General features: G+C 66.6%; 14 protein-coding genes. 13 read left to right on the top strand and 1 reads right to left on the bottom strand.

Annotation, left to right across the window (positions count from 1 at the left end):
• Positions 1-162 precede the first annotated feature (162 nt).
• Together ABNX08_RS19525 and ABNX08_RS19520 are read left to right on the top strand one after the other, a co-directional pair.
• Entirely contained in the window at positions 163-4,872 is a 4,710-nt protein-coding gene (locus tag ABNX08_RS19525; protein WP_349605133.1) for a glutamate synthase-related protein, read from the top strand.
• Positions 4,873-4,992: 120 nt separating this feature from the next.
• Positions 4,993-6,456: a glutamate synthase subunit beta gene (locus ABNX08_RS19520; RefSeq protein ID WP_022536827.1), complete on the top strand. Its 1,464-nt coding sequence runs from the start codon at positions 4,993-4,995 to the stop codon at positions 6,454-6,456.
• A gap of 77 nt (positions 6,457-6,533) precedes the next feature.
• Here ABNX08_RS19520 and ABNX08_RS19515 read toward each other — a convergent pair whose 3' ends face one another.
• Positions 6,534-7,073 (bottom strand): GNAT family N-acetyltransferase, encoded by a 540-nt coding sequence (locus tag ABNX08_RS19515; protein ID WP_022536826.1) that lies wholly within the window; start codon positions 7,071-7,073, stop codon positions 6,534-6,536.
• A 234-nt stretch (positions 7,074-7,307) separates the two neighbouring features.
• Between ABNX08_RS19515 and ABNX08_RS19510 the strand changes: the two genes are divergently transcribed.
• The 11 genes from ABNX08_RS19510 to murA all read left to right on the top strand — a co-directional run bounded on the left by ABNX08_RS19510 (position 7,308) and on the right by murA (position 16,729).
• Positions 7,308-8,396 carry a tripartite tricarboxylate transporter substrate binding protein gene (locus ABNX08_RS19510; RefSeq protein WP_022536825.1) on the top strand — a complete coding sequence of 363 codons (1,089 nt, stop codon included), beginning with the start codon at positions 7,308-7,310 and terminating at the stop codon, positions 8,394-8,396.
• Between the two features lie 160 nt (positions 8,397-8,556).
• The gene (locus ABNX08_RS19505) at positions 8,557-9,375 is read left to right on the top strand and encodes an ABC transporter ATP-binding protein (protein WP_022536824.1); all 819 of its coding nucleotides are present in this window, start codon (positions 8,557-8,559) and stop codon (positions 9,373-9,375) included.
• Positions 9,372-10,151: a lipid asymmetry maintenance ABC transporter permease subunit MlaE gene (gene mlaE / locus ABNX08_RS19500; protein ID WP_022536823.1), complete on the top strand. Its 780-nt coding sequence runs from the start codon at positions 9,372-9,374 to the stop codon at positions 10,149-10,151. The genes ABNX08_RS19505 and mlaE overlap by 4 nt, the downstream gene beginning before the upstream one ends.
• 64 nt (positions 10,152-10,215) lie before the next feature.
• On the top strand, positions 10,216-10,737 hold the full coding sequence (gene mlaD, locus ABNX08_RS19495) for an outer membrane lipid asymmetry maintenance protein MlaD (RefSeq protein ID WP_022536822.1): 522 nt from the start codon (positions 10,216-10,218) through the stop codon (positions 10,735-10,737).
• Complete coding sequence (locus ABNX08_RS19490) at positions 10,734-11,726, top strand: VacJ family lipoprotein (protein WP_022536821.1); 993 nt, start codon at positions 10,734-10,736, stop codon at positions 11,724-11,726. Before mlaD ends, ABNX08_RS19490 begins: the two co-directional genes overlap by 4 nt.
• A gap of 217 nt (positions 11,727-11,943) precedes the next feature.
• The gene (locus tag ABNX08_RS19485) at positions 11,944-12,570 is read left to right on the top strand and encodes a phospholipid-binding protein MlaC (protein WP_022536820.1); all 627 of its coding nucleotides are present in this window, start codon (positions 11,944-11,946) and stop codon (positions 12,568-12,570) included.
• Between the two features lie 151 nt (positions 12,571-12,721).
• Positions 12,722-13,066, top strand: coding sequence for a lipid asymmetry maintenance protein MlaB (locus ABNX08_RS19480; protein WP_022536819.1), 345 nt, complete (start codon positions 12,722-12,724; stop codon positions 13,064-13,066).
• Positions 13,067-13,337: 271 nt separating this feature from the next.
• A complete protein-coding gene (locus ABNX08_RS19475) occupies positions 13,338-14,288 on the top strand; it encodes an ABC transporter ATP-binding protein (protein ID WP_022536818.1) in 951 nt (316 codons plus the stop codon).
• Positions 14,285-15,106, top strand: coding sequence for an ABC transporter permease (locus ABNX08_RS19470; RefSeq protein WP_022536817.1), 822 nt, complete (start codon positions 14,285-14,287; stop codon positions 15,104-15,106). Before ABNX08_RS19475 ends, ABNX08_RS19470 begins: the two co-directional genes overlap by 4 nt.
• Positions 15,107-15,145: 39 nt before the next feature.
• Positions 15,146-15,394 carry a BolA family protein gene (locus ABNX08_RS19465; RefSeq protein WP_010812335.1) on the top strand — a complete coding sequence of 83 codons (249 nt, stop codon included), beginning with the start codon at positions 15,146-15,148 and terminating at the stop codon, positions 15,392-15,394.
• An 84-nt stretch (positions 15,395-15,478) separates the two neighbouring features.
• The gene (gene murA, locus ABNX08_RS19460) at positions 15,479-16,729 is read left to right on the top strand and encodes a UDP-N-acetylglucosamine 1-carboxyvinyltransferase (protein WP_022536816.1); all 1,251 of its coding nucleotides are present in this window, start codon (positions 15,479-15,481) and stop codon (positions 16,727-16,729) included.
• The last annotated feature ends 3 nt before the right edge of the window (positions 16,730-16,732 follow it).

Raw genomic sequence — 16,732 nt, 5'->3', positions numbered from 1 at the left:
AAGAAAGCGCGCGGTCCCCGTTCCGGTAGTCCAGCAATTCGCGCAGCCTTCACCGGAATCCAGCCCGTGGACCAAACGAAAAATCTTTCGGCCCAAGCGCAGACCAGCGAGCAAATCAGCGGATCCGAATCCGCCCTCGACTTGCGCCCCCAGGCGCAAGGCATGTACGACCCCAGCAACGAGCACGACGCCTGCGGCGTCGGCATGGTCGCGCATATCAAGGGCAAGAAGTCCCACGAGATCATCTCCCAGGGCCTGAAGATCCTGGAGAACCTGGACCACCGGGGTGCCGTCGGCGCGGACGCGCTGATGGGCGACGGTGCCGGTATCCTGGTCCAGATCCCCGACCAGTTCTATCGCGAGGAAATGGCCGCACAGGGCGTGAGCCTGCCGCCCGCCGGCGAATACGGCGTGGGCATGATCTTCCTGCCGAAGGAACACGCCTCGCGCCTGGCCTGCGAACAGGAACTGGAGCGCACGGTCCGCCTGGAAGGCCAGGTCGTGCTGGGCTGGCGCGACGTGCCGGTCGACTGCAACATGCCGATGTCGCCGACGGTGCGCAAGACCGAGCCGGTGATCCGCCAGATCTTCATCGGTCGCGGCCGCGACATCATGACCACGGACGCGCTGGAGCGTAAGCTCTACGTCATCCGCAAGACCGCCAGCCACGCCATCCAGGCGCTCAAGCTCAAGCACGGCAAGGAATACTTCGTGCCGTCGATGTCGGCCCGTACCGTGGTGTACAAGGGCCTGCTGCTGGCCAACCAGGTTGGCGAGTACTACCTGGACCTGCAGGACCCGCGCGCCGTCTCGGCCCTGGCCCTGGTGCACCAGCGCTTCTCGACCAACACTTTCCCGGCCTGGGAACTGGCCCACCCGTACCGCATGGTCGCCCACAACGGCGAAATCAACACAGTCAAGGGCAACGTCAACTGGATCAACGCGCGTACCGGCGCAATCTCGTCGCCGGTGCTGGGCGACGACCTGCCCAAGCTGTGGCCGCTGATCTATCCGGGCCAGTCCGACACGGCATCGTTCGACAACTGCCTCGAACTGCTGACGATGGCCGGCTACCCGCTCGTCCACGCGATGATGATGATGATCCCGGAAGCCTGGGAACAGCACACGCTGATGGACGACAACCGTCGCGCCTTCTACGAGTACCACGCCGCCATGATGGAGCCGTGGGACGGCCCGGCCGCGATCTGCTTCACCGATGGCCGCCAGATCGGCGCCACGCTGGACCGCAACGGCCTGCGCCCGGCGCGTTTCTACGTGACCGAGGACGACGTCGTGGTGCTGGCGTCCGAAGCCGGCGTGCTGCCGTTCCCCGAGTCGCGCATCGTTGAGAAGTGGCGCCTGCAGCCGGGCAAGATGTTCCTGATCGACATGGAGCAGGGCCGCATCATCGACGACAAGGAACTCAAGGACAACCTGGCCAACGCCAAGCCGTACAAGAGCTGGATCGACGCCGTCCGCATCAAGCTGGACGAGATCGACGCCAAGCCGGAAGACGTTGCCGCCGAGAAGAAGCCCGTGGCCAAGCTGCTGGACCGCCAGCAGGCCTTCGGCTACACCCAGGAAGACGTCAAGTTCCTGATGGCGCCGATGGCGCTGGCCGGCGAGGAAGCCACCGGCTCGATGGGCAACGACTCGCCCCTGGCCATCCTGTCGTCCAAGAACAAGACGCTGTATCACTACTTCAAGCAGCTGTTCGCCCAGGTCACCAACCCGCCGATCGACCCGATCCGCGAGAACATGGTGATGTCGCTGGTGTCGTTCATCGGCCCGAAGCCGAACCTGCTGGAGCTGAACAACATCAACCCGCCGATGCGTCTCGAAGTGTCCCAGCCCGTGCTGGACTTCAAGGACATCGCCAAGATCCGCAACATCGAGCACTACACCGGCGGCAAGTTCCGTGCTTACGAACTGAACATCTGCTACCCGACCGCCTGGGGCAAGGAAGGCATTGAAGCGCGCCTGGCGTCGCTGTGCGCCGAAGCCGTGGATGCGGTGCGTTCGGGCTACAACATCCTGATCGTGACCGACCGCCCGGTGGATGCCGACCATGTCGCGATCCCCGCGCTGCTGGCCACGTCCGCGATCCACCACCACCTGGTGGAAAAGGGCCTGCGTACGTCGACCGGCCTGGTGGTCGAGACCGGCACCGCGCGTGAAGTGCATCACTTCGCGCTGCTGGCCGGCTACGGCGCCGAAGCCGTGCACCCGTACCTGGCGATGGAAACCCTGGCCGACATGGCCAGCGGCCTGTCGGGCGACCTGTCGCCCGAGAAGGCGGTCAAGAACTTCGTCAAGGCGGTCGGCAAGGGCCTGTTCAAGGTGATGTCCAAGATGGGCATCTCCACGTACATGTCGTACACCGGCGCGCAGATCTTCGAAGCCATCGGCCTGTCGCGCGAACTGGTGCAGAAGTACTTCCACGGCACGCCGTCGAATGTCGAGGGCATCGGCATCTTCGAGGTGGCCGAGGAAGCGCTGCGCCTGCACAAGGATGCTTTTGGCAACAACCCGGTGCTGGAAAGCATGCTCGACGCCGGCGGCGAGTACGCCTTCCGCATCCGCGGCGAAGAGCATATGTGGACCCCGGACTCGATCGCCAAGCTGCAGCACTCGGTGCGCGCTGACGACGGCAAGGGCGCCTACCAGACGTACAAGGAATACGCCAACATCATCAACGACCAGAGCAAGCGCCACATGACGCTGCGTGGTCTGTTCGAGTTCAAGGTCGATCCGGCCAAGGCGATTCCGCTGGAAGAAGTCGAGCCCGCCAAGGAAATCGTGCGGCGCTTCGCCACCGGCGCGATGTCGCTGGGCTCGATCTCGACCGAAGCCCACACCACGCTGGCGCTGGCGATGAACCGCATCGGCGGCAAGTCCAACACCGGTGAAGGTGGCGAGGACGAGAAGCGCTACCGCAACGAGCTGCGCGGCATCCCCATCAAGCAGGGCGATACCCTCAAGGGCCTGCTGGGCGACGGCGTGATCGAGAAGGACCTGGAACTGCGCGACGGCGACTCGCTGCGCTCCAAGATCAAGCAGGTGGCGTCGGGCCGTTTCGGCGTGACCGCCGAGTACCTGGCTTCGGCCGACCAGATCCAGATCAAGATGGCGCAGGGCGCGAAGCCCGGTGAAGGCGGCCAGCTGCCGGGCCACAAGGTCTCGGACTACATCGGCAAGCTGCGTTACTCGGTGCCGGGCGTGGGCCTGATCTCGCCGCCCCCGCACCATGACATCTACTCGATCGAGGACCTCGCACAGCTGATCCACGACCTGAAGAACGTCAACCCGTCGTCGGACATCTCGGTCAAGCTGGTGTCCGAAGTGGGCGTCGGCACGGTGGCCGCGGGCGTGTCCAAGGCCAAGGCCGACCACGTGGTGATCGCCGGCCATGACGGCGGCACCGGCGCCTCGCCGTGGTCGTCGATCAAGCACGCCGGCACGCCGTGGGAGCTGGGCCTGGCCGAGACGCAGCAGACGCTGCTGCTCAACGGGCTGCGCAACCGCATCCGCGTGCAGGCCGACGGCCAGATGAAGACCGGCCGCGACGTCGTCATCGGCGCGCTGCTGGGCGCCGACGAGTTCGGCTTCGCCACCGCGCCGCTGGTTGCGGAAGGCTGCATCATGATGCGCAAGTGCCACCTGAACACCTGCCCGGTGGGCGTGGCCACGCAGGATCCGCAGCTGCGCAAGAAATTCCAGGGCAAGCCGGAACACGTGGTGAACTTCTTCTTCTTCGTTGCAGAAGAGGCCCGCGAGATCATGGCCCAGCTGGGCATCCGCACCTTCGACGAGCTGATCGGCCGCGCCGACCTGCTCGACACCAAGGCGGGCATCGAGCACTGGAAGGCGCGCGGCCTGGACTTCAGCCGCATCTTCCACCAGGTGTCGCTGGGCGCGGACGTGCCGCTGTACCACACCGACGTGCAGGACCATGGGCTGTCGGCGGAAGCCGGCAAGGCGCTGGACCACGTGCTGATCGCCAAGGCGCGTCCGGCGATCGAGAAGGGCGAGCGTGTCTCGTTCATCCAGCCGGTCAAGAACGTCAACCGTACGGTGGGCGCGATGCTGTCCGGCGTGGTCGCCAAGCAGCACGGCCATGAAGGCCTGCCCGACGACACCATCCACATCCAGCTGCAAGGCACCGCCGGCCAGTCGTTCGGCGCGTTCCTGGCGCACGGCATCACGCTGGACCTGGTGGGCGACGGCAACGACTACGTCGGCAAGGGCCTGTCGGGCGGCCGCGTGATCGTGCGCGCTCCGCATGAATTCCGTGGCGATCCGACCCGCAACATCATCGTCGGGAACACCGTGCTGTACGGTGCCATCGCCGGTGAAGCGTTCTTCAACGGCGTGGCCGGCGAGCGCTTCGCGGTGCGCAACTCCGGCGCGGCGGCCGTGGTGGAAGGCACCGGCGACCACGGTTGCGAGTACATGACCGGCGGCACGGTGGTGGTGCTGGGCGGCACCGGCCGTAACTTCGCTGCCGGCATGTCGGGTGGCGTGGCCTACGTCTACGACGAGGACGGCCTGTTCGACAAGCGCTGCAACACCTCGATGGTGGCACTGGAAGCGGTGCTGGCCTCGGCCGACCAGGAGAAGGGCCAGCCGCAGGCTTCGTGGCACAAGGTCGACGGCAAGCGCCAACTGGATGAAATCATCCTGCGCAACCTGATCGAGCAGCATTTCCGTTACACCGGTTCCGAGCGCGCCAAGGCGCTGCTGGCTGACTGGACCACGGCGCGCCGCAAGTTCGTCAAGGTCTTCCCGACCGAGTACAAGCGCGCGCTGGGCGAGATGTACGCCAAGGAACAGGCCGCCCGCGACAGCGACCGCGAAGCCATCGCGGCCTGAAGCACAGCAAACCAACGTAGCGACGGGGCGCGGCAGCCGCCGCGGCCCCCGACAAGATACTGACCCCACCGCAGGGCCGGCGATGCCGCCGGTCCCGCGCAGCATGACCAAGGACGCAACATGGGTAAGGCGACTGGCTTTCTCGAATTTCCGCGCCAGAATGAGGGCTACGAACCGGTAGTCAAGCGCGTGAAGCACTACAAGGAATTCGTGTTCGCGCTGTCCGACAGCGAAGCGAAGCTCCAGGGTGCGCGCTGCATGGACTGTGGCATCCCGTTCTGCAACAACGGCTGCCCGGTCAACAACATCATTCCCGACTTCAACGACCTGGTGTACCGCCAGGACTGGAAGTCGGCGATCGAGGTGCTGCACCAGACCAACAACTTCCCCGAGTTCACCGGCCGCATCTGCCCGGCACCGTGCGAAGCCGCCTGCACGCTGGGCATCAACGAGCTGCCGGTCGGCATCAAGTCGATCGAGCACGCCATCATCGACAAGGCCTGGGAAGAAGGCTGGGTCGCGCCGCAGGCGCCCAAGCACAGGACCGGCAAGACCGTGGCCGTGGTCGGTTCCGGCCCCGCCGGCATGGCCGCCGCGCAGCAGCTGGCACGTGCCGGCCATGACGTGACCGTGTTCGAGAAGAACGACCGCATCGGCGGCCTGCTGCGCTACGGCATCCCCGACTTCAAGATGGAGAAGACGCTGATCGACCGCCGCATGGAGCAGATGCAGGCCGAAGGCGTGACCTTCCGCGCCGGCGTGATGGTGACCGACGGCGAGCTGCCTGCCGGCATCAAGAACTACGCGCGGGAAACCATCTCGGCCCAGGCCCTGATGGAGCAGTTCGACGCCGTGGTGCTGGCGGGCGGCTCGGAAGTGCCGCGCGACCTGCCCGTGCCGGGCCGCGACCTGGCCGGCATCCACTACGCGCTTGAATTCCTGATTCCGCAGAACAAGGAAGTGGCTGGCGACGGCGAGAACGAGATCCGTGCCGAAGGCAAGAACGTGATCGTGATCGGCGGCGGCGATACCGGCTCCGACTGCGTGGGCACGTCCAACCGCCACGGCGCCACCTCGGTGACACAGTTCGAGCTGCTGCCGCAGCCGCCGGAAGAAGAGAACAAGCCGCTGGTGTGGCCGTACTGGCCGATCAAGCTGCGCACCTCGTCCTCGCACGACGAAGGCTGCGAGCGCGACTGGTCGGTCGCCACCAAGGAATTCATTGGCGAGAACGGCAAGGTCACGGCTCTGAAGGCCTGCCGCGTCGAATGGAAGAATGGCCGCATGCAGGAAGTCGAAGGCAGCGAGTTCATCCTGCCGGCCGACCTGGTGCTGCTGGCGATGGGCTTCACCAACCCGGTGGGCTCGATGCTGGAAGCGTTCGGCGTGGACACCGACGCGCGCAAGAACGCCAAGGCCGCCACGGAGGGCGAGCGCGCCTACCACACCAACGTGCCCAAGGTGTTCGCCGCCGGCGACGTGCGCCGTGGCCAGTCGCTGGTGGTGTGGGCCATTCGCGAAGGCCGCCAGGCCGCGCGTTCGGTCGACGCCTTCCTGATGGGCCACAGCGACCTGCCGCGCTGATCCACAGGCTTCGGCCGCAAGAGAAAGCCCGCCTGGCGCAAGCCGGCGGGCTTTTTCTCTTGGTGCAGGCTCGGCGCTCAGTCCGCCAGCGCGCGTTCCATCAGCACCGCGTTCGCGCCATAGTCGGCCAGCTTGGCGGCATGCCGCGACGCTGTCCCAGCGGCCACCGGCGCGTACCCAAGCCTGCGCCACCATGACGCGGCCGATTGCACCGCAATCAGCCGCGAACGCCCGAGCCCGGTCGAGCGTGCTGCCGCCAGCGCCGCCGCATACAGTCTTGGCGCCAGCCCAGCGCCGCGCCCGGCGGGCGCCACGGCCATGTCATGGACGAACCACGTCAGCGACTCCGGCGCGGACGCACCGCGCCAGCCGTCGTCCAGCACGCCATCCAGCGGCGGCAGGCTGGCTTCGAGCCAGGGATGCGTGAACAGGTAGGCGGCGAGGGCGCCCGGGTCGCGTGGGTCTGGTGCGACCCAGCAGGTGGCAGGGGACAGCGCGAGCCTGCTGGCCAGTGCCTGCTCGCTTTCGAGCAGCACCTCCGTGTAACAGCTGGCCTGCACCGCCAGCACGGCCGGCAGGTCCGCGGCCACCATCGGCCGCAGCGTGAAAATCGTCATCGCGCGATTATAGCCGGCGACCCCTGCCGGGCCCCTCTGCGCTGGCGCCTGATGGCAGGTTTGGCAAGGCTGTACAAGGCCTTCAGGGTTCTCCCGGCTATGGTTTACGTGCCTGTAGTGGCCTCGGTAATGTCCCTACAATTTTTAAAAAACCATTAACGGAAACCGCCTCGAAAATCCTTTTTCCCCAGAACCCGCTCGCGGTCTTCTCAGGAGATCGTCCGGAGGAAATTGATGCCCGAAGTGCGCAATTTGTCGCAGCTTTGGCGAGGTAAAGCGAAGTTCGCGACGGAGCGCGGCGCTTTGGCGCGGCTCTGCCGCTGGCTGCAACCTTTCCTGTACTTGTACGCGCTGGGGTGTACCACGCTCGCGCTAGCGGTACCTGCCATGCCCGCGCTTGCCGGTCCGCAACTGGTGCGCGCCATTTCGTTCCCGGATCGCCCAATGCGCCTGATCGTGCCGTTCCCGGCGGGCGGCGTGGCCGACGCCGTTGCGCGCATGCTGGCCGAGCGCTTGTCCGCGCGCCTAGGCGTGCCGATGGAGGTTGACAATCGCCCCGGCGCGGCCGGCACCACCGCCGGCGATGTGGTCGCCAAGGCCAGTTCCGATGGCCATACACTGCTGTTCCACCAGGCAAATATGCTGATCCAGCCCGGGCTGGAGCCGGTGCCCTATGACGTCGTGCGCGACTTCACGCCGGTGGCGCGCGTTGCCACCACGCCGATGTTCCTGGTGATCGACGCCCGGCTGCCGATGCGCACGCCAGAGCAATGGATGACGGCGGTGAGGTCCAACCCCGGTTCGTACAGCTACGGCTACGGCCAGCCCGGCAGCCCATCGCACCTCTATGCCGAATACGCGGTGCGCGGCATCCCCAACAGCGTGCCGCTGGTCATCGCCAAGGGCGAGGCCGCGGTGGTGCAGGAGATGTTGGCCGGCCGCATCAGTGCCTGCTTCTGTTCCTTCGCCGCAGTGCAGAGCCAAGTCAAGAGTGGAGCGCTGCGGCTGATCGGCGTCACCGGCGTGGCGCGCTCGACGCTGGCGCCGCTGGTGCCGACACTGCAGGAGTCGGGCATGGAGGGCTATGCCGCGGTGGCGTGGTTCGGCGTGATGGCGCCGGCCAAGACCCCGCGCGCGATCGTGGCGCGGCTGGCGGGCGAACTCGACGGCGTGATGGCCGAGCGCGAGGTGCGTTCGCGCCTGATGGCGGCGGGACTGACGCCCTTGCGCGACTCGCCGGAGGCGTTCGCCACCGCGATCCGCTCGGAATCGATCCAGTGGCAGGTCATCCTCAAGGACGTCGCGCATACGCAGGCGCCGTGAGGCACGAGCACTGAGCCGCACGCCAGAGAGCCGCCGTCCCGGTCGTTGTGCAGGGCCCGGGAGCGATTGTTCCAATCCGGTCAACGTAGCGTGTGACACACGGTACAGCGCGCCTAGGTAGTAGACCTTATAATGCGCGACTGTCCCGACCGGTGCTAACGTGACCGATTCTGCTCAAAACCTCGTCGAACTGAACGCGGTGGATTTCGCTTATGCGGACCACGGCAAGCCGATCCTGTCCGGCCTGACCATGCAATTCCCGCGTGGCAAGGTGATTGCGGTGATGGGCGGCTCGGGTTGCGGCAAGACGACGGTGTTGCGCCTGATCGGCGGCCAGGTGCGTCCACAGGCGGGCGCGGTGCGCTTTGCCGGCACCGATATCCACACGGTGGATATGCGCGGCCTGTACGCGGTGCGACGCCAGATGGGCATGCTGTTCCAGTTCGGCGCGCTGTTTACCGACTTGTCGGTGTTCGATAATGTGGCCTTCCCGCTACGCGAGCACACCGACCTGCCCGAGTCGATGATCCGCGACCTGGTGCTGATGAAGCTCAATGCGGTCGGCCTGCGCGGCGCGCGCGCGCTGATGCCGTCGCAGATTTCGGGCGGCATGGCGCGGCGCGTGGCGCTGGCGCGTGCGATCGCGCTGGATCCGGCGCTGCTGATGTATGACGAGCCCTTCGCCGGGCTGGACCCGATCTCGCTCGGCCTGACTGCGCGCCTGATCCGCAGCCTAAATGACGCGCTCGGCGCGACCACGATCATCGTCTCGCACGACGTGCACGAGACATTCCAGATCGCCGACTACGTCTACTTCATTGCCGACGGGCGCATCGCGGCGCAGGGCGAGCCCGAGGCGTTGCGCGCCTCCACCGACCCGTTCGTGCACCAGTTCGTCCATGCCGAGGCCGATGGCCCGGTGCCGTTCCACTATCCGGGGCCGTCGCTGGCCGAGGACTTTGCCGGAGGTGCGCGGTGATCGGTTTCTTCACCACCATCGGCGCGGCAGTGCGCCGCAATGTCTCGGGCGTGGGCCATGCCACGCGCATGTTCCTGGCGCTGATGGGCCTGTCGCCGGCGCTGCTGCGCCGCTTCCGGCTGGTGACCGACCAGGTCTTCTTCGTCGGCAACCTGTCGCTGGTAATCATTGCCGTGTCGGGCCTCTTTGTCGGCTTCGTGCTGGGCCTGCAGGGCTACTACACGCTGAACCGCTACGGTTCCGAGCAGGCGCTCGGGCTGCTGGTGGCGCTGTCACTGGTGCGCGAGCTGGGGCCGGTGGTGACCGCGCTGCTGTTCGCCGGCCGCGCCGGCACCTCGCTCACTGCGGAGATCGGCCTGATGAAAGCCGGCGAGCAACTCACGGCGATGGAAATGATGGCAGTGAACCCGCTGCAGCGCGTGATCGCGCCGCGCTTCTGGGCGGGCGTGATCGCCATGCCGGTGCTGGCGGCGATCTTCAGCGCAGTGGGCATCCTGGGCGGCTACGTGGTCGGCGTGCAGCTGATCGGCGTGGACGCGGGCGCTTTCTGGTCGCAGATGCAGGGCGGCGTCGACGTGCGTGCCGACGTGCTCAACGGCGTGATCAAGAGCTTTATCTTTGGCATTGCTGTGACATTTATTGCCCTGTACCAGGGCTTCGAGGCCAAGCCCACGCCCGAAGGCGTCTCGCGCGCGACCACCCGCACCGTGGTGATCGCGTCGCTGGCCGTGCTGGGGCTGGATTTCCTGCTGACCGCGCTGATGTTCAGCAACTGACGCGGGCCGCAGTGACAACAAGACAGCGACAAGACATAGAACGGGGTTGAAGAAAGAGATTCCAATGAAAAAGAACACACTCGATTTCTGGGTGGGCCTGTTCGTGGTGGCGGGGTTCGTGGCCCTGCTGTTCCTGGCCCTCAAGGCGGGGAACATGAGCGCCTTCTCCTTCCAGGAAACCTACAGCGTGCAGGCGCGCTTCGACAATATCGGCGGGCTCAAGCCGCGCGCGCCGGTCAAGAGCGCTGGCGTGGTGGTCGGCCGCGTGGCGGCGATCCGCTTCGACGACAAGACCTACCAGGCCACTGTCGAGATGAGCCTGGAGAAGCGCTACGAGTTCCCCAAGGACACCTCGGCCAAGATCCTGACCTCGGGCCTTCTGGGTGAGCAGTACATCGGCCTCGAAGCCGGCGGCGACACCGCCATGCTGGCCGACGGCGCGCGCATCACCATGACGCAGTCGGCGGTGGTGCTGGAAAACCTGATCGGCCAGTTCCTGTACAACAAGGCGGCCGATGCCGGCGGCAGCAGCGGTGGCTCGGCTACCGGCGCCAGCGCGCCGGCGCCCGGCGGAGAGCTCAAATGAGCGCTGCGCCATCCGTCTATCGGGGCAGCGCCGCGCGCCGCCCGGCGGCCAGGCTGCTGGCAGCGCTAGCCGCCGCCGTGCTGGCCGGCTGCGCCACCGGTCCGAACGCCAACCCCAGGGATCCGCTGGAGCCGTTCAACCGCGAGGTCGCGAAGATCAACGAGGACTTCGACAAGGGCATCCTGCGCCCGGTCGCCGAGGTCTACGCCGACTACATGCCCACGCCAGTGCAGCGCGCGGTGGAGAACTTCTTCTCCAACGTGAGCGATGTCTACTCGGCGGTGAATAACCTGCTGCAGGGCAAGCCCACGCGCGCGGCGGAAGACTCCATGCGCGTGGCGATGAACAGCGTTCTGGGCATCGGCGGCCTGATCGATATCGCCACCCCGGCCGGCCTGCCCAAGTACAAGGAAGACTTCGGCCAGACCCTGGGCGTGTGGGGCGTGCCGCAGGGGCCGTACCTGGTGCTGCCGCTGTTCGGGCCGAGCACGGTGCGCGACACCGGCGGCATGCTGGTGGATCGCCAGTTCGACCCGTCGGCCTATCTGTACCCGGTGTCGCTGCGCAATTCGCTGACCGGCGTGCGCATCGTGGCCGGCCGGGCGCAACTGCTGGGGGCAAGCAACCTGCTCGAGCAGGCGGCCTTGGACAAGTACTCGTTCCTGCGCGATTCCTACCTGCAGCGCCGCCAGTACCTGGTCTACGACGGCAACCCGCCGGAAGCCGAAGCGGATGCCGACAGCGATGAGTCGGCGCCGGCAGCCCCGGCCGCGCCCGAGGGCGAGAAGCCCGCGGCGCCCGCCGAGCCGGCTCCCGCTCCGGCGCCGGCTGACGCTTCAGCCGCGCCTCCGGCTCCGGCTCCTGATCCGGCATCAGCCCCGCAGCAAACGGCGCCCTCCGGCAATATCCAGCCGGAAAGCCAGAGCCTGCCGGTGCCAGCGGTGGAGCCGATGCAGCGGATCGTGCCGGGCGTCATCCGCATACGCTGAAACCATTGTGGCGCGGGCACGCAACAGGCCTGCGCCCAGGCTGTGAATGCCCTGTGAGGGCTGAAACAATTTGTTTGGAAGTGGCGGGAAATGCCCGGCGACCCGCCACCAGCCGGCCGGGCTTGTGTTCCAATCACCGCAAGGCCGCGCGCCACCAGCGACGCTGGCTAATTCGCCCCCATCGGCGAGAAACGTCTCAGATGAAGAAGGAAAATCCATGATAAAGCGACTGTTGGTCCCCTTCCTTACCGTAGTTGCCTTCGCAGGCGCGGCCCACGCCCAGGTGTCCCCGGACGCGGCCACCCCGGACGGGCTGGTCAAGGCACTGGTCAACGACGTGATGTCGACCGTCAAGGCCGACAAGGACATGCAGGCCGGCAATATCGCCAAGATCACCGCGCTGGTCGAGCAGAAGATCATACCCAACGCGAACTTCCAGAAGACCACGCAGATCGCGATGGGCCGCAATTGGTCCAAGGCCACGCCCGAGCAGCAGAAGCAGATCACCGATGAGTTCAAGACCCTGCTGATCCGCACCTACGCCGGCGCCATCGCCCAGATCCGCGACCAGACCGTGCAGTACCGCCCGTACCGCGGCACGCCTGAAGATACCGACGCGACCATCCGCACCCAGGTGATCAACAAGGGCGAGCCAATCCAGATGGACTACCGCCTGGAGAAGACCGCACAAGGCTGGAGGCTCTATGACATCAACGTGCTGGGCGCGTGGCTGACCGAGGCCTACAAGGGCAGTTTCAACACCATCGTCGGCCAGCAGGGCGTCGAGGGCGTGATCAAGACGCTGCAGGACCGCAACCGCCAGCTCGCCAACGCCAAGAGCTGACGCGGCTGCCCCGGCGCGCCGCTGCGATGCAGCAAGGTGCGCCGATCTCCTCTACAATAGCCGTTCGCGGCACCGGCTCCCGCCAAAGTGCGGGAGCCGTCGTTTCTGCCGCGGCTTTCGCTTTCTTCCCTCCAGGCCACTACACGCATCCATGCTTTCGCTGGGTACCTCGCTGACCAACCAGAACGCCGCCACCGTGCTGCGCGACGGGCTGGCGCGCGTCGCGCAGGGGGATGTGCAAGTGGACTGCACCGGCCTCACGCAGGTCGACTCCGCCGCTGTCGCCGTACTGCTGGCCTGGCATCGCGCCGCCGCGGCACGCAACCTGGCGCTTTCGCTGCGCGGCGTGCCGGCCGGACTGTCGCAACTGGCAAGCCTGTACGGCGTGGACGGCCTTCTGGGCCTGGTGCCCGCGGCTGCGCGCGACGTTGCGCCGGAAGCCGAACTGGCCTTCTCCCCGGCAGGTTCCCAACTGGAACACCACCACCGACATTGATCCGGCATCGCCGGCCCGCCATCACGGCGGCCACCAGCGATGCCCCGGCGGCTGCCTGGCGCGGTCGCCGCGCCACAGAGCGGGGGCAGGACGGCTCAGGGGCGGATCAAGCGGGACTCACCCCGCATCCCCTATAATTCCGGGTTGTTCGCCCATCCCCCCGCCCACCCCCGGTTCGTGCCTGCCGGGCCAGGGTAGCCAGGGCACGCAGTTGCTCCCCATTTCCAGGCGGTCGCCCCCCAAAAGGCGCTCCCGCCACAAACAATCGGCCATGAAAGCCATTGAAATCCACGACGTTCGCAAGCGCTACCGCAACCTGCAGGCGCTCAAGGGCGTCAGCTTCACCGTCGAACGCGGCGAATTCTTCGGGCTGCTCGGGCCCAACGGCGCCGGCAAGACCACGCTGATCTCGATCCTCGCCGGCCTGAACCGCGCCGATTCCGGCCGCGTCAGTGTGCTGGGCCACGATGTGGTGTCCGACTACCGGATGGCGCGGCGTATGCTGGGCGTGGTCCCGCAGGAACTGGTGTTCGACCCGTTCTTCACGGTGCGCGAAACGCTGCGGCTGCAGTCCGGCTACTTCGGCCTCACGCGCAATGACGACTGGATCGACGAGATCATGGCCAACCTGGACCTGACCGGGAAGGCCGATGCCAATATGCGCCAGCTCTCCGGCGGCATGAAGCGGCGCGTGCTGGTGGCGCAGGCGCTGGTGCACCGCCCGCCGGTTATCGTGCTGGACGAACCGACCGCCGGTGTCGACGTGGAACTGCGCCAGACGCTGTGGAAGTTCATCTCGCGCCTGAACCGGGAAGGCCACACCATCATCCTGACCACGCATTACCTGGAAGAGGCCGAGGCGCTGTGCGACCGCATCGCCATGCTCAAGTTCGGCGAAGTGGTGGCGCTGGACCGCACCAGCAACCTGCTGACGCAGTTTGCCGGGCTGCAGTTGGTGCTGACCTTCGCGCACGGCGGCCTGCCGCCGGCGCTGGAGCCGCTGCGCATGCCGGCCATCCCCGGCGAGCGCGCGGTGCGTCTGCGGCTGTCGGGCTACCAGGCGGTGGAACCGATCCTGGCAGCCTGCCGCGAAGCAGGCTGTGACATCGAAGACATGGAAATCAACAAGGCCGACCTCGAAGACGTGTTTGTCCAGATCATGCGCCGCGAGGGGCATATGCCCGGCGCGCTGCCCGATCCCGCCATGGAGGCTGCGGCATGAAGCAACCCGGCGACATCGAGATCCTGGACGACGCCCGCCTCGCGCCGATGGCGGTGGGCGGCCTGGTGGGCTTCCGCACCCTGCTGTACAAGGAAGTGCTGCGCTTCTGGAAGGTCAGCTTCCAGACCGTGGCCGCGCCCGTGCTGACCGCGGTGCTGTACCTGCTGATCTTCGGCCATGTGCTGGAAGACCGCGTCAAGGTCTACGACCAGATCAGCTACACCGCCTTCCTGGTGCCCGGCCTGGTTATGATGAGCGTGCTGCAGAACGCGTTCGCCAACAGCTCGTCGTCACTGATCCAGTCCAAGATCACCGGCAACCTGGTGTTCGTGCTGCTGCCGCCGCTGTCGCACTGGGAGATGTTCGGCGCCTACGTGGTGGCCTCGGTGATCCGCGGGCTGACCGTGGGGCTGGGCGTGCTGCTGGTGACGGCGTGGTTCGCCAACCTGCATTTCGCCAATGTGGGCTGGATCCTCGTCTTTGCGCTGCTGGGCGCGGGCATCCTCGGCACGCTGGGCCTGATCGCCGGCATCTGGGCCGAGAAGTTCGACCAGCTCGCCGCGTTCCAGAACTTCCTGATCATGCCGGCGACCTTCCTGTCCGGTGTGTTCTATTCGATCCACTCGCTGCCCGCCTTCTGGCAGGCGGTGTCCCATGCCAATCCGTTCTTCTACATGATCGACGGCTTCCGCTATGGCTTCTTCGGCGTCTCGGACGTGTCGCCGCTGTTCAGCCTGGCGGTAGTCGGATCGGCCTTCGTGGTGCTTGCCGCGCTGGCGCTGCGGCTGCTGAAGTCCGGATACAAGCTGCGCCACTGAACGTCGGCCGGCCCTACTGAATACGCTGAAGAGAACCCCATGCTGCCAACACCGGAACAAGTCAGGGATTACATTGCCCAAGGATTGCCCTGCGAACATCTGCAAGTCGAGGGCGACGGCCAGCACTTCTTTGCCACCATCGTCAGCGCCGAGTTTGAAGGCAAGCGGCTGATCCAGCGCCACCAGCGCGTGTATGCGGCGCTGGGCGACCGGATGCGCGCCGAAATCCATGCGCTGTCGATGAAGACGCTGACGCCCGCTGAATGGCAGGCCGGCGAGGGCAAATAGGCCTCGTCGGCAACATCGCGCCGCGCCGCATGCGCGGCCCCAGAACAATGACGCCGGGCGTGTGCCCGGCCAGAACGACAGAACATGGACAAATTCCAGATCCACGGCAACGGCCCGCTGAAGGGCGAAATCCGCGTTTCGGGTGCCAAGAACGCCGCGTTGCCGATCCTGTGTGCCGGCCTGCTGACGGCCGATACCATTTCGCTCGATAACGTGCCCAACCTGCAGGACGTGCGCACCACGCTCAAGCTGCTGCGCCAGATGGGCATGCAGGCCGAGCTCGACGGTGCCCGCGTGAGCCTGAACGGCGCCGGCGTCAATTCCTACGAAGCGCCGTACGAGATGGTGAAGACCATGCGCGCCTCGATCCTGGTGCTCGGTCCGCTGGTGGCCCGCTTCGGCGAGGCCCGCGTGTCGTTGCCCGGCGGCTGCGGCATCGGCGCGCGCCCGGTCGACCAGCACATCAAGGGCCTGCAGGCGATGGGCGCCGAGATCACCATCGAACACGGCTTTATCCATGCCCGCGCCAAACGGCTGAAGGGCACGCGCGTGGTCACTGACATGATCACCGTGACCGGCACCGAGAACCTGCTGATGGCCGCCACCCTGGCCGAAGGCGAGACCGTGCTGGAAAACGCCGCGCGCGAGCCCGAGGTGACCGATCTGGCCCACCTGCTGGTCAAGATGGGTGCCAAGATCGAAGGCATCGGCACGGACCGCCTGGTAGTGCACGGCGTCGAGCGCCTGCACGGCGCCAGCCACAGCGTGATCGCCGACCGCATCGAAGCCGGCACCTTCCTGTGCGCCGCGGCCGCGACGCTGGGCGACCTGGTGCTGCGCGGCGTGCAGACTGACATCCTTGACACCGTGCTCGACAAGCTGCGCGAAGCCGGCGCCCGCATCGAGACCGGCGCCGACTGGATCCGACTGGCCATGCCGCACCGTGCCAAGGCCGTCAGTTTCCGCACCTCGGAATACCCGGCCTTCCCGACCGACATGCAGGCCCAGTTCATGGCGCTCAATGCCGTGGCCGAAGGCACAGCGCGCGTGACCGAGACCATCTTCGAAAACCGCTTCATGCACGTCCAGGAACTGAACCGCCTGGGCGCCGACATCGCGGTCGAAGGCAATACCGCGGTGGTCAACGGCGTGGCGCGCCTGTCCGGTGCCAACGTGATGGCGACCGATCTGCGCGCTTCGGCCAGCCTGGTGATCGCCGGCCTGGTCGCCGACGGCGAGACCGTGATCGACCGCATCTACCACCTGGACCGCGGCTACGACCGCATGGAAGACAAGCTGTCTGCAGTGGGCGCCAAGATCCGCCGCATGGCTTGAGCA

It is taken from the genome of Cupriavidus sp. DF5525, assembly GCF_040149425.2.
Lineage (GTDB): Bacteria > Pseudomonadota > Gammaproteobacteria > Burkholderiales > Burkholderiaceae > Cupriavidus > Cupriavidus pickettii_A.
Note: the sequence above shows the minus strand (reverse complement) of the source record. Positions and strands in the feature narration are given on the sequence as shown.